This window comes from Trichococcus flocculiformis (genome assembly GCF_900113645.1).
In the GTDB taxonomy this organism is placed as follows: Bacteria; Bacillota; Bacilli; order Lactobacillales; family Aerococcaceae; genus Trichococcus; species Trichococcus flocculiformis.
The window spans coordinates 123,103-136,867 of record NZ_FOQC01000001.1 but is presented as its reverse complement, the minus strand read 5'-3'; the positions used below and the strand labels follow the sequence as shown (position 1 = coordinate 136,867).

Below are 13,765 nucleotides of genomic sequence, written 5' to 3'. Positions count from 1 at the left end.
CATTTTTGATGTGAAAAGAAGCCGCGCCAACAACCTGTAACGGATTGTTGGCGCGGCTTCTTCTTTTTTCAGAGCGGTTCAGCATTGACTTGGTGGAATCACTTTGTCGATGCGCGCTTGATCCATTCAGTGGACAAGCTGATTTTTTTGGCTATTTTCCGCGGATAGGCGATGCGGTCAAGCAACAAGGATACACCTGTGTTGCCCATCTCGCGCGTATCGACACGGATGGTCGACAAAGTCGGATAGACGTATTTGGCGACCTTGCTATCGTTGAATCCGACTACTGAAATTTGATTTGGTACCGCAATATCCGCTTCCTGCAAAGCACGCAAGGCACCTATCGCAATTGCATCGTTTTCGGCAAACAAGAAAGTCGGAAGCTGTTGCCGGTTTTCGTTGATTAACTGATTCATCATTTCGTATCCCGAGGAAGTGCTGAAACTCCCGATGCGGTGATACTTGTCCCGGTACCAGCCGCGCTTGCGCAGTTCGGCAAGAAACAGCTCCGAGCGCAGATCGCGGACCAGCATTTCTTTGTCGTTCGTCAGCTCTTTGCCTTCCAAAAATCCGATTTTGGTGTGTTCGCCTCTGTCCATTTCGGCAATGACCTGTTCCATCGCTGATGCAAAATCAACAATGACGCAATCCTGTTTCCATTTGAATTGGTCCGAGTCAATGAAGCACAGGGGCTTGCCGAAATCCATCAGCCTCTGCACCTGTCGCTCTCCGAATTTACCGATTGCCACGATGCCGATGACGCCCTTTTCGATATCGAAGGTCACATCATGGAAAACCCGTACGACATCGTACCCTTCGGCTTCGGCACGTTCTTCGGCCCCTAAACGGATGCCTTGATAATAGAGGTCATCCAATTCTTCCTCTTGGGTGTACCACTGCAGCAGCAGGATCTTTTCCCTGCTTTTCTTTTTTTTCGTTTTAGTATAATTCAGCTCTTTTGCGGCTGCGAAAATCCGATCTTTCGTTTCCTTGCCGACAGAAAGCGTCTCATCGTGGTTCAGCACGCGCGAAACCGTCGCAGTCGAGACTCCTGCCCTTTCGGCGATGTCCTTCATGGTCGCCATACTTACTCCACCTCCGTCGTTCTTCTGTGTATTTTCATTATTTATTTTCAAGTGTGCTCAAAAAGCGATAGAAGCCTGCTTGCCCTTCCGGTGTTTGCTTGTACACGCCTGCATCTTCGATTACGCGCAGGAATTTTTCACCGACTGCCTCCTGGATCATTTCCATGACGGAATCTGCTTCGAAAGGCCCTTGCTGCTTTAGTTCTTCGGCCCACTCCCGATGGCAGGAGGCGACATCAGCGGTTTTCCCCAGCAGATAGTCGGCAACTTCGTTGAGCTCTGTATCCAATCGCGGCGGCAAAATTGCCAGGCCGAGCACTTCGATCAAGCCGATGTTTTCTTTTTTGATGTGCTGGACATCCGGATGCGGATGGAAGATGCCATCAGGGAACGCTTCGCTTGTCCGGTTATTCCGCAACACCACATCCAACTCGTAAGCTTCTCCGACACGGCGCGCAACGAGCGTTACCGCATTATGGCGCATGCCAGCCGATTCCGCTAAGATTTCGGCTTGCGGATCGCTGTAGTTTTGCCATTCTTCCATAATGGTGCACGCAGCGGCAGCGACCACATCCCTATCCTCTGAACGGAGACGAATGACCGAAAGCGGCCAAAAAAGTACTTCGGCTTCGACTTCCGGAAAACCTTCCAGAGCCAAGGTCCGGAGAACTTTGGCAGCTTCCATGGGAAAATGGTGACGCCCGCCTTGATAATGTTCATGACTGAGGATGGAACCTCCGACTATCGGTAATCCCGCATTGGAACCGATGAAGTAATGTGGGAAGAGCGTCACGATCTCCAACAGGTTCGCAATCGTCTCTTCCGTGACATGCATGGGCACGTGCTCTTCGGAAAGGATGATGCAATGCTCGTTGTAGTAAGAATAAGGCGAATACTGAAATCCCCAGTTCTCCCCGAACAAAGGAAGGCGAACAATCCGGTGATTGCTTCTCGCTGCCGCACCGGCTCTCCCTCTGTATCCTTCGTTTTCCATACAAAGCGCGCAAACAGGATAGTTGCCGCCTTCCGTCGCACGCGCAGCCTCCATCTGTTGGCGCGTTTTTTCGGGTTTGGATAGGTTTATCGTGATTTCTAGTTTTCCGTACTTGGAATCGAACGAAAAATGTTTGTTTCTTGCGATTTTCCTAGTTTTAATGTAGTCATTATCTTGACTCAAACGATAGAACTCATCGGTTGCCCGCATCGGTGCTTCTTCATAATGCATCCAAAAACGCTTATTTACCTCGGAAGGCAAAGGTGTGATCAGTTCCATTATTTGCGCTTCCATGATTTCAATTTCTTCGGGAACATCGGTAATCAGATGTTTTTCAACCGCATAGCCGACCATCCGATCCAGTGAGTCCAGCAAATTGGGCAAAGGAATGGAAGGTATTTTTTGAACATCATAAGCGTCTATCCCTAATAAACCCAATAAGTGATTGATGGCGTACCGCTCATCCAGGCTATGGATGCGATGGGCCGCAATGCCTTTACTGACAAAATCCCGTATGACTTGGTCGATGCTGCTATCCTGCAAATTTACCCCTCATTCCTCTGTTGTTGTAGGTTTAATTATAGCATATGCCCCGTGGTAAATTTTACTGCTATCTTAACTTTTTATTTACCCACTACTGCACGCTTACTATTTGACAGCGTGATTTCCTCGTGTTATTATTATTTCGAATTCGAGATAATGAATTTGATAAACCCAAAAAAATATAAAGGAGTGTCTTTTATAATGAAGAAAACAGCAGGAATCCATCATATTACAGCCATCGTGGGTCATCCCCAGGAAAACGTCGATTTCTATGCAGGCGTGCTCGGGATGCGCATGATCAAACAGACAGTCAACTTCGACGATCCAGAAACCTATCATCTTTACTTCGGCAACGCGGACGGCGAACCCGGTACCGTCATCACATTCTTCCCATGGGCCAAATCCCGCCAAGGCAGCATCGGCGATGGGCAGGTCGGCATCACCGTATATGCAGTTCCGGCCGGATCCCTGTCATTCTGGGAAAAACGCCTGGCCGATTACAATATTCCGTTCGATAAATCGACCCGTTTCGGGGAAACGTATCTGGACTTTGATGATCCGAATGGTCTACATCTGGAATTGGTGGAACGTGAAGACGGAAACAACAATCCGTATTCCTTCAATGGCGTACCCTCAGAACATGCCATCAAAGGCTTTGCGGGAGCTGTCCTATTGACGGGGGCACCCGAAGAAACTGCAGCTGTCGTCGAAAAAGTGATGGGCTTGGAACGCATCGGGCAGGAAGATGATCTGATCCGTTTCCGTTCCGAAGCTGCTCTCGGCAATACCGTCGACATTAAAATGACCTCCGTCGGTGCTGGTGTCATGGGCGTCGGAACCGTCCATCATATCGCATGGCGGGCAAAAGATGAAGCGGATCATCTCGATTGGCTGAAGCATGTCACCGCCCTAGGACAACATGCCACTCCTGTCCGGGACCGCAATTATTTCAAAGCCCTTTACTTCAGGGAAAAAGGCGGCATCCTATTCGAGATTGCTTCGGACTCGCCGGGAGTCGCTATTGATGAGCCCCGCGAAACAATGGGCCAGAAATTGATGCTGCCGCCGCAGTACGAAAGCAGACGTGAGGCCTTGACGGCAGGGCTCATCCCGTTCGAAGTCCGCAACGTATAAACAGAGAGGATTGATTTAGATGAATCATCAACATATTTTCAAACAAGGGAATCCGGAAAGGCCTTTGCTGCTGTTATTGCATGGCACAGGCGGAACCGAACACGACCTGTTTTTCTTAGGAGAGGCGATCGATCCGGAAGCTTCCTTGCTGGGCGTGCGCGGAAACGTGACCGAATCCGGAATGAACCGTTATTTCCGTCGTTTGGCAGAAGGTGTATTCGACGAAAATGACCTGGAATACCGCACAAAGGAATTGATTGCGTTCTTGGATGATGCATCTGCAGAATATGGGTTTGACCGGAATAACATCGTAGCGATCGGATACTCAAATGGTGCAAATATCGCCGGGAGTATGATATACTCTTTCAAAGATGCGGTCAAAGGAGCCATCCTTCATCATCCGATGGTTCCTTTCCGCAATCGTCAATTGCCTGATCTGCATTCCCTTCCTGTCTTTATCGGTGCAGGCACAAACGATCCGCTTTGCGCACCGGAAGAAAGCATGGAATTGAAGGCGACACTAGAAGGAGCCGGCAGTGAGGTAGCCATTTATTGGGGAAACGCTGGACACTCACTGACGAATGAAGAGGTTGTTGCAGCGAAAGCTTGGTACAACAAACACTTCTGATATCTCCTTCCACATGAGAGGAGAAACATATATGGAAAAACTATTGAACAGAATCAATGAATTGGCCCGCAAAGCCAAAACGGCGGATGGCCTGACCGAAACCGAAAAAATTGAGCAAAAGGAATTACGTCAACAGTATCTCCGCTCTTTCCGCAGTTCTTTTGACGACATTCTTTTGAATTCAAAAGTTGTCGATCCCAAAGGAAATGACATTACACCTAAGAAATTGGTGGAAGCCCAAAAAGATAAACGCCGGACTGATGTGAAAAACATTTTGGGCGGGAAGAACGTCGTGCACCTGCACCCAGAGGATGCAGATAAAAAGTAATGCCTACTAAAAAACAGGACTCACTCCGAATTGATGGAGTGGGTCCTGTTTTTTGGTGCGGGATTCATCGTATCCTTTTGTAAACGCGAATCATCACGCTCTAAGTTGAACTCTGAATTGCAGAACGGACATCCACTTCACACCCAAGTATTAAATCTGAAAAACACAGATTTTATCCTTGGGTGCTCCAGTGATTCCGTTCTAAACGCAATTCATCGTATCCTATTGTAAACGCGTTCTGAATCCCAGAAATCTCCGCCTAAGCTGATATTACGTCACGGCCAAAAAACGGCCGTTCTCGTAATATCCTCTTAGTGCTCGATTTCAACCAGGGATTTGTCATGGCTCTTGCGATTTCAATCGCTTAGAGCCATGATACACTTGGGCGCTTGCGACCACAGTGCATCCTTCATTCTCTTAATATGCTCTTGCTAACCAGACTGTGTGTTTGGCTGGCTTGCCTGATACGATACAGGTTGTTTTTTCGACTGGTGGGTTGAAAGGCATGTTGCGGGTCGTGAAGCCAGTTTCTTCCTTGATTTTCGCTTCCGTTTCAAGCTCGCCGTCCCATCCTGCCAATACGAAACCAGGCACTTCGCCAGCTGCTCGCTTGGATTCGATATGGGCTTTCAGTTCATCCAATGTATCGATGTTCGTGTATTCATTGGCTTTGCGGTTTTCGCGGGCTGTTTCCAAGAGACGGACTTGCATGTCATCCAATGCTTTCGGCACGAAGTCCATGATCTCATCCAAGGATACCGCCACTTTGTCGGAAAGGTCACGCATTTTCACCATGACTTGGTTGTTTTCCATATCGCGTGGCCCGAATTCAATGCGCATCGGCACGCCCTTCAGTTCCCACTCGTTGAATTTGAAGCCAGGTGAGTTATCGCTGTCGTCCAAGAGAACGCGGATACCGGCAGCCTTCAAATCCTTTTGCAATACTTCCAGACGTTCCACGATTTCAGGTTTCTTCTTCCATGGGCCAACCGGCATCAAGACAACTTGCTTTGCTGCGACCTTAGGAGGCAAAACCAATCCTTGGTCATCGCCATGAACCATGATCAGCGCACCGATCAAACGTGTGGAGACGCCCCAAGAAGTAGTATGCGCATAAACGTGCTCGTTATCGCGGTTCAAGTATTTGATGTCGAATGCTTCCGCGAATTTCGTGCCCATATAGTGGGAAGTCCCGGCCTGAACCGCTTTTCCGTCTTTCATCATCGCTTCTACGGAGTAGGTATCCACCGCACCTGCGAAACGTTCTGAAGGCGTTTTTTGCCCTTCGTAGACAGGCACTGCCAACAAGCCTTCGATGACTTCTTTGTAGACTTGCAGCATGCGCATGGTGCGACGGCGCGCATCTTCTTCATCGGCATGGGCAGTATGTCCTTCTTGCCAAAGGAACTCGGAAGTGCGCAAGAACGGCAAGGTTTTCTTTTCCCAACGGAACACGTTCGCCCATTGGTTGATTTCCATCGGCAGATCGCGGTAAGAATTGATCCAGTCACCGAAAGCCGTACCGATCATCGTTTCCGATGTCGGACGCAAGGCCAAGCGTTCTTCCAATTTTTCGCCGGCAGCTTCCGTTACCCATGGCAATTCCGGGCTGAAGCCTTCGATATGGTCTTTTTCTTTTGTGAAGAATGATTCCGGGATCAGCATCGGGAAGTAAGCGTTACGGATGCCTTCCTCTTTGAAACGTGCGTTGAATTCTTCCTGGATATGTTCCCAAATTTCATAGCCGTCCGGTTTGAAGATCATGCAGCCGCGTACAGGTGAATAATCCATCAGATCAGCTTGTTTGATGGTTTGGATATACCATGCCGAAAAATCTTCTTTTTGTAAAGTACTCATGTTTTTCCTCCTGATTTTTAAAATTTTTATTTGATTGCAAAAAAATAAGCATAATCCATCCTTAACAAGGACGAAATATACTTTCCTGATGTATTTCCGCGGTACCACCTTCATTGGCCTTCATTATTTGCGAAAGCCCAACTCAACATCTGGTAACGGCAGAAAACCGGCCATATTTCTATGGCAAACTGTCAGGTAGGTTCAACGGATCAGTGGGGGTCCCTCTTCCAGCCTAGGAAAGACTCTCTTTGCCCATCATCCATCTACTGTTCCTTACGCTCAATCACTACCTATTGTATGAAAAAAACTCCGAAATAGCAATGCTTTTTTACGGTTCAGTCTTCTCATGCTTGCTGAAAATACTCATCCTTCAAAATTCCGTAATAAGCCATATCGCAGCTACGCCCTTTGAAGACTTTATGTCTGCGTAATACGCCTTCCGGATGCATTCCGATCCGCTTCATCACTTCTCCGGAAGCCGGGTTAAGCATGTCATGCATCGCAAAGACTTTTTCCAGTTTCAAAACTTCAAAAGCCAGCGCTGTGATGAGCTTGCCTGCTTCCGTCATATAGCCGTTCCCGCGGTAAGCCTTGTTTAAGGTGTAGCCGATTTCTGCGATACGGTCAGTCGCATTCGGACGGATATCGATCGTTCCGATCATCTTTTTTGTGTCCTGCACTACAATTGCATACTTTCCTGCCGGCGCAGCCAGAAAGTAATTCGCGATGGCCTCTTCCGTCATCGCCCGATCACGATGCGTTTCGAAGACAAATCGGGTCGTTTCCTCATCGGAAGCATACTCGAACATATCCGGAGCATCCGCCAACCCGACTGGCCGCAAAAAAATCCGATCACCTTCCAGGGTGCTGTGCTTCATCAATTCTAAGGTTATATCCATATTTAGGGCCTCCTGTGTTTGACCTGTTTCAAAACAATAGACAACAAAAGCGGATCGACTGGACTTGCCTGCCGATCCGCACTTCGCCGAAAAAATTAAACCATCTTCATCGGATCCACGTACTGATCGAACTCTTCAGCAGTGACATGCCCCATCGCGACAGCCGCCTCTTTCAAGGAAGTGCCGTCCACAAAAGCCTTCTGGGCGATCTTGGCTGCTTTCTCATAACCGATGTACGGGTTCAAAGCAGTCACCAGCATCAAGGAATTGGTCAAGTTATGGTTGATTTTATCCTGTTCCGCCTTGATTCCGCTCGCGCAGTTTTCATCAAAACTGATCAGTGCATCCGCAAGCAGGCGGACAGACTGCATGAAGCTGTTCACGATGAGCGGCATATAAGTATTCAGCTGGAACGAACCTTGCGAAGCCGCAAAGCCGATGGCGCTGTCGTTGCCCATCACTTGGATGCAGGCCATCGTTACCGCTTCGGATTGGGTAGGATTGACTTTTCCGGGCATGATCGAACTTCCCGGCTCATTCATCGGGATGCTGATTTCGCCGATGCCGCTTCTCGGGCCGCTCGCCAGCCAACGGACATCATTTGCGATCTTGTAGAAATTGGCCGCCAACGCTTTAACCGCCCCATGCGTATGCACAAAAGCATCCTTGCTGGTCAGCGCATGGAATTTGTTCTCTGCTCCAACGAATGCCTCGCCCGTACGCTCCGCAACCTTTTCGATCGTTTTTTGGATGAAGATCGGATCCGCGTTCAACCCCGTTCCGACCGCTGTGCCGCCTAAGGCTACTTGGCGCATGTATTTCAAGGAGTCCTCGATCATGGACATGGTTTCTTCAAGCATGACGCGCCATGCGCTGATTTCCTGGCCTAATGTCAATGGCGTCGCATCCTGCAGATGGGTACGCCCCAATTTGACGATCGCTGCATTTTCCTGCTCCAAACGAGTCAGCGTGCCGATCAACTGCTCAATCGCCGGGTACAGTTTATTTTTTATGTATAGCACGCCGGCGATGTGCATAGCAGCCGGGAATGTATCATTGGAGCTCTGTCCTTTGTTCACGTGGTCGTTTGGGTGGATGCCGCCGTCAACTAGCTGGTTGCCTCGGTTCGCCAGCACTTCGTTCACATTCATATTGGATTGCGTGCCGCTTCCGGTCTGCCATACGGATAACGGAAATTGATCGTCCCATTTGCCTTCAAGCACTTCATCAGCCGCCAAAAGGATGCCTTTTGTAACGGTCTCATCCAACAAGCCGACTTCATGGTTTGATGCCGCGGCAGCACGCTTGATTTCGACCAATGCATAGATGACTTCCATCGGAATTTTTTCGATTCCGATCTTGAAATTTTCCAGACTGCGTTGCGTCTGTGCACCCCATAATTTATCCGCTGCAACTTTTACTTCGCCTAATGAGTCATGTTCAATCCTATATTCCATTCATCCCGTTCCTTCCTGTTGGCTCTTCCGTTTTTGGACGTGCTTTTTGTCCTAATACTCCGCTTTCCAGATGGCAGCTTCGACTGCTTCCATCGGATCCGTTATTTCAACACCATTTACTCCATCTTCGATAGCTGCTTGGATGACGGCTGCCGCAACCAATTTCGAGGCTTCGCGCAACTGGGAAACCGGCGGCAAAATCGCTGCTCCCGCTTCATCCAAGTTCTGTAGGGAAGTGATGCCGTGCGCGGCAGCGGACAGCATTCTGTCCGTCACTGTCTTGGCTTTTGCGATGACGATCCCGAAGCCTAAACCTGGGTACAATAAGGCATTGTTCGCCTGGCCGATTTTATAGTCCACGCCATTGTATGCGATCGGATCGGATGGGCTGCCGGTAACGACCAACGCTCTCCCCTCGGACCAAGCAATGACATCCGAAGCCTTTGCTTCGCATAATCTGGTCGGATTCGAGATCGGCATGATGGCCGGACGTTCATTGTATGCTGCCATTTTTTCGACGACCGCTTGCGTAAAGGCACCTGCTTGGCCTGAAGTTCCGATCAGCACGGTCGGTTTGACCGCTTCGATGATTTCAGCCAAATCGTTCAATGGTGCGGAGAACTCAGCCGCAGCGCGCGCATATTTTTGCTGACCCGGCGTAAGATCCGCCATGTCATCAGTGACCAGCCCATAGCGGTCGACCATGTAAAACTGTTTGCGGGCTTCCTGGCTGTCGGCACCTTGCAGCACCATCTCCATGAGGATTTGGTCGGATACACCGACACCGGCAGTCCCGCCTCCGAAAACAAGGATTTTGTGTTCCGTGATCGGCTTATCGGTGATCCGGACCACTGAATCCATCGCAGCCGCCATCATCACGCCGGTCCCCTGGATGTCATCATTGAACGTACAGATTTTATCGCGGTACTGCTCCAGTATATTGGCGGCATTGTCGCGGCCGAAGTCTTCCCAGTGGAACAACACATCCGGGAACAGCGCTGATGCCTCTTCAACGAACTTTTCGATGAATGGGTAATACGCCTCTCCTGTCACACGTTTGTGCTTATTGCCGAGATAGAACGGATCCTCCAGCAGCTGCTCGTTGTTTGTGCCCGCATCAATCACGATCGGCAAGACCTGTTGCGGATTCAATCCCGAAGCGACGGTGTATACAGCCAGTTTTCCGATTGAAATCGCGATGCCTTGGATGCCCCAATCGCCGATGCCCAGCACCCCTTCGCCATCTGTGATGACCATCATTTTGATTTCTTCATCCATACCTTTGCAGCCGTTCAGCAAAGCGGTGCGGATCGCTTCCGGACGATTCACATCCAAGTAGACCGCATCCTGGGGAATTTGGTAATCCCGCGAATAATTCATGACTGTGTCGGCGATGGTCGGTGTATAGATGACCGGCAACAACTCGGTCACGTGTTTCCCGATGACATGGTAAAAAAGCACGCGGTTCTGGGCGTAGATATTCATCAGATGCTTCTGTTTGGAATAAGCATCAGTCAGTTGGCCCAGTTGCGCATAGACAATCTCCCCTTGTTCTTCCAAGGTACGCACTGCGGTCGGCAATAAACCTTCCAGCCCTAATGTTGCTCGTTCTTCCAAAGTGAATGCGGTCCCTTTATTCAAAAATGGCTGACCCAATAAATCTTTTCCGTTAGTTTTCGACACGTTGACACACTCCTGCTCCATCATTTGTATGTATTTCTTTCCATGCTTTTCAAATCAAGGCTTGCCGCGCTTATTTTGTCTACAAGTACTAATCCGCCCAAGGTATTTCTATCGTGAGATGTTCATGTAGCTGTTTTTGGTAGTCCAGATCGCCTCTTCGCTTTTTCCGTCTTTCTTCATATCCGCTGTTGATGAATTTTTCCTCGACCGTTTCCGGTACGATTTTCGGAAGAGAAACCTTTTGCCCATTCCCATCAGGAAGCGCCACAAAGGTCAAAAAGCAGGTCGCTGCCAAATACCGTTCACCCGTCCGAAGATTTTCTCCGGTAACTTTTGTGAAGATTTCCATTGATGTCTTCCCAGCTCCCGAAACAAACGTATCGATGCAGACCGAGTGGCCAGTAGGAAGTGGCTTGATGAAGTTCAATGTGTCCACCGATGCGGTCACATTGGTCGTACGACCGAAACGCTCTCCGGAAATTGCCGCACAATCATCGATCATGTTCATCAGTTTGCCTCCGAACAAAGTACCGTGGTAATTTGAATCGAACGGAAAGACGTGATGTGTCTGAATCACCTTCGTCTGCCTGCAATATCTGATCTCCTGTTCATGGTTCGTTTCCGTCATATCCGCCTTCAACCCTTTCTTTTTCGTAAATTCATTTTAGCATGCTTCATTTCTGATTAACAGTTCTGCCAAATAATTCTAATTTTTGTCACCGCTTCCCGGCTTCCTTTTCAAACAGGGTTGTTGTAAAATGAGTATAGGAAGCGTTTTCTGAACAAATTCAAAAAAGGAGCGGGTAGAAATGTTAGCAGAATACAAAAATATTTTGGTTCCCGTTGACGGTTCAGGTCAGTCAGAAGATTCGTTCAAAAAAGCTGTTGCCATTGCCAAACGTAATAACGCCGCGTTGCACCTTATCTACGTTAAGGACACAAGAAATGTTCCTCTTAGCCCTGAATATGAATCCAGATTGACGGAAGCATACAAGGACATGGAATATGAATTCCTCGATGAAATGATGACATTCGCCCTAAATGAAGGGATTGAAGTCAAGAAGTCTGTAACCAACGGCAATCCAATGACGCTCATCGCTGAAGCATTTCCGAAAGAATACAACATCGATCTTATCGTCATCGGAGCGACCGGCAAAGGTGCGATCACCAGGGCTTTTGTTGGATCGGTCTCTAACTACGTGGTCCGTCATGCACCGTGTGATGTTTTGGTTGTCCGTACCTAAAAGTAGCGCACTATTTTTGCAGCCGTACCTCAGAAAACGTAAGAACAGCCCTGTACAGCTTAAGCTGCACAAGGCTGTTTCCTTGTATAGGACGTTTTACCGTAGTTTTTGGTATCCTTCAGTCAGCTAGATATCATTGACTGTCTCGCCAACTTCCTCGCTGTCGATCCAAGCGCCATCAAAAAATTGGATCGCGTAAGGCCCTTCACTGGTGATGTCAAAATAAATCTTATCTGTAAAGGACTCCCCGGGTGCGACAGTATGCAACCAGAAATGGGTGTAGCGCAAAGGGAGAATTTTCCCCTCGGCATCAAGCGCCGAAAAATAGTTGGGAGCGATGTAGGTATCGACACTGCCATTGTTGACGTATTGTACTTCTACTTCCAATAGTTTTTCTCCAAGCGGGTTGAGTTCCTCCAGCGCATCTATTTCCCGGATTTCCGTTACCGTCACCAACTCATTTATCCCGGAATCGTCGCTCAAAAAGTTTTGCGCTTCACCCTCATTGACCGTAAAAGCAGGCGGAGTTATCGTTGGGTTCTCATTAGGTATGAAAGTTATGGTGACATAACTTTCAGGCGCAAGGTCTGCCAGTTTAATCCCAGTATCGCCATATATGACGGATGTATCCGTCGTGAAGGTGATTTCTGTTTCAATACTGGGTCCTTGATAAGGATAATCGAATTCCCATACGTTGTTCGTCTCGCGATAGTCGACAGCCGTCCCTTCGATGATGGTGGTCACTTGATCATAACCTTCAGCATTGCCTTCTAACGCAAAATAGTTATATTTATCGCCTCTGGTGATTCCATCCTCAACACCACTTGAAAAAAGGATCGTTTTAGTTACACTTTTCTCAGCTTCGGCAGAAACCGAAGATTGTTCGCTCACCAAAGAATCTTCGGTTTCAGATTCATTTTGACAGGCAGCAAAAACACCGACACAGACAACAAGCAGCAATCCAAACCTTTTATTCATAGGAATTCCCCCTCCCGCAATCCGCACAACAGATCTCCATCTTTCGATTCTTACCCCCATTTTAGCAAATTATCAATCAAAAAACGAATCCCAGACTTTCTTCAGGACATTGTGCGGAGAATTGACTATAATGGAAACATACTTGAATTTGCCGGATATTTTTCCAGTAATAAACTATCCGAAAATCTGAAAGGAACGGTGCGGATGCGAATCATTAGAGGCCTGCTTTTCACTGGCATAGCAGCATTGTTGGTAGGATACGGAATAAACCGTAATATTTTGAACGAAAAATTCCTGTTTCTCGAGCAAGCAGTACAAACGGATGTGGCTGAGAAAATTCAAGTGCTGACAAGCCCTGAAGGCATTGACCTGCTCATAGCGCCTTTCACCCGACCTGAAGAAATCGACTATACCCTCGTGGAAGATAAAGTCATGGTTTTACTGAATGAGCTTCGTCTGGAGCAAGGCTTGCTTCTCCTTACAAAGAACGAAACGCTTAAAGCGGCGGCTGATCACCGGGCCATTGAAACCCAGACATCGTTTTCGCACACCCGTCCGGATGGAACCGATTTTTACACGGTCATCCAGACCGATGATTACTGGTACCCTTATCAAACGGTCGGAGAAAATCTGGCAATGGCGACCTATTTCAAGGACGAAGCAAGTATGGCCGAATTTTTGTTCAAAGGTTGGATGGAAAGCGAAGGCCATTACGCCAATATGATTCATCCCGATTTCCGTGAGGTAGGCATCGGTGTCCATTATGACGGAGAATTTCTGTATGCTGTGCAGCTGTTTGGGAAACAAAATCAATAACTGGGAGTGATCCCCAAAAAAACGTAAGAAAAGCTGAACGGGTTCGTTCAGCCCTGAAAGAAATTTAGGAAATCTGTCCACGCAACGTTCCCTACGGTCACCTTGTACTGGGGCTCTAA

Annotated in this window: 13 protein-coding genes; 5 read left to right on the top strand and 8 right to left on the bottom strand. The window is 48.3% G+C overall.

The window, feature by feature from the left end; genetic code table 11:
* Nucleotides 1–98: 98 nt before the first annotated feature.
* Nucleotides 99–1,085, bottom strand: a complete 987-nt coding sequence (locus BMZ71_RS00620) for a LacI family DNA-binding transcriptional regulator (RefSeq protein WP_086988721.1) — start codon at nucleotides 1,083–1,085, stop codon at nucleotides 99–101.
* A gap of 37 nt (nucleotides 1,086–1,122) precedes the next feature.
* Nucleotides 1,123–2,622, bottom strand: a complete 1,500-nt coding sequence (gene galT, locus BMZ71_RS00615; RefSeq protein ID WP_086988722.1) for a UDP-glucose--hexose-1-phosphate uridylyltransferase — start codon at nucleotides 2,620–2,622, stop codon at nucleotides 1,123–1,125.
* A gap of 201 nt (nucleotides 2,623–2,823) precedes the next feature.
* Here galT and BMZ71_RS00610 point away from each other — a divergent pair, with 201 nt between their 5' ends.
* The 3 genes from BMZ71_RS00610 to BMZ71_RS00600 are packed head-to-tail and all read left to right on the top strand — an operon-like array spanning nucleotide 2,824 to nucleotide 4,712.
* A complete protein-coding gene (locus BMZ71_RS00610) occupies nucleotides 2,824–3,756 on the top strand; it encodes a ring-cleaving dioxygenase (RefSeq protein WP_218142747.1) in 933 nt (310 codons plus the stop codon).
* Nucleotides 3,757–3,775: 19 nt separating this feature from the next.
* Nucleotides 3,776–4,384, top strand: a complete 609-nt coding sequence (locus BMZ71_RS00605) for an alpha/beta hydrolase (RefSeq protein WP_068561010.1) — start codon at nucleotides 3,776–3,778, stop codon at nucleotides 4,382–4,384.
* Between the two features lie 31 nt (nucleotides 4,385–4,415).
* On the top strand, nucleotides 4,416–4,712 hold the full coding sequence (locus BMZ71_RS00600) for a DUF896 domain-containing protein (RefSeq protein WP_086988723.1): 297 nt from the start codon (nucleotides 4,416–4,418) through the stop codon (nucleotides 4,710–4,712).
* A gap of 417 nt (nucleotides 4,713–5,129) precedes the next feature.
* On the opposite strand, the gene proS is transcribed toward BMZ71_RS00600, so the two are convergent.
* The 5 genes from proS to BMZ71_RS00575 form a co-directional block, all read right to left on the bottom strand.
* A complete protein-coding gene (gene proS / locus BMZ71_RS00595; protein WP_086988724.1) occupies nucleotides 5,130–6,569 on the bottom strand; it encodes a proline--tRNA ligase in 1,440 nt (479 codons plus the stop codon).
* Between the two features lie 344 nt (nucleotides 6,570–6,913).
* Nucleotides 6,914–7,468, bottom strand: coding sequence for a GNAT family N-acetyltransferase (locus BMZ71_RS00590; protein ID WP_086943672.1), 555 nt, complete (start codon nucleotides 7,466–7,468; stop codon nucleotides 6,914–6,916).
* A gap of 95 nt (nucleotides 7,469–7,563) precedes the next feature.
* The gene (fumC, locus tag BMZ71_RS00585; protein WP_086988725.1) at nucleotides 7,564–8,925 is read right to left on the bottom strand and encodes a class II fumarate hydratase; all 1,362 of its coding nucleotides are present in this window, start codon (nucleotides 8,923–8,925) and stop codon (nucleotides 7,564–7,566) included.
* Nucleotides 8,926–8,976: 51 nt separating this feature from the next.
* Complete coding sequence (locus BMZ71_RS00580; protein WP_086988726.1) at nucleotides 8,977–10,608, bottom strand: NAD-dependent malic enzyme; 1,632 nt, start codon at nucleotides 10,606–10,608, stop codon at nucleotides 8,977–8,979.
* An 88-nt stretch (nucleotides 10,609–10,696) separates the two neighbouring features.
* Entirely contained in the window at nucleotides 10,697–11,236 is a 540-nt protein-coding gene (locus tag BMZ71_RS00575; RefSeq protein ID WP_086988727.1) for an acyl-CoA thioesterase, read from the bottom strand.
* A gap of 181 nt (nucleotides 11,237–11,417) precedes the next feature.
* On the opposite strand from BMZ71_RS00575, the gene BMZ71_RS00570 reads away from it, so the two are divergent.
* A complete protein-coding gene (locus BMZ71_RS00570) occupies nucleotides 11,418–11,852 on the top strand; it encodes a universal stress protein (RefSeq protein WP_068561016.1) in 435 nt (144 codons plus the stop codon).
* A 126-nt stretch (nucleotides 11,853–11,978) separates the two neighbouring features.
* Here the strand turns inward: BMZ71_RS00570 and BMZ71_RS00565 are convergent, their stop codons facing one another.
* Nucleotides 11,979–12,830: a DUF4352 domain-containing protein gene (locus BMZ71_RS00565; protein WP_086988728.1), complete on the bottom strand. Its 852-nt coding sequence runs from the start codon at nucleotides 12,828–12,830 to the stop codon at nucleotides 11,979–11,981.
* Between the two features lie 204 nt (nucleotides 12,831–13,034).
* On the opposite strand from BMZ71_RS00565, the gene BMZ71_RS00560 reads away from it, so the two are divergent.
* Nucleotides 13,035–13,646, top strand: coding sequence for a CAP domain-containing protein (locus BMZ71_RS00560; RefSeq protein ID WP_086988729.1), 612 nt, complete (start codon nucleotides 13,035–13,037; stop codon nucleotides 13,644–13,646).
* Nucleotides 13,647–13,765: the final 119 nt, after the last annotated feature.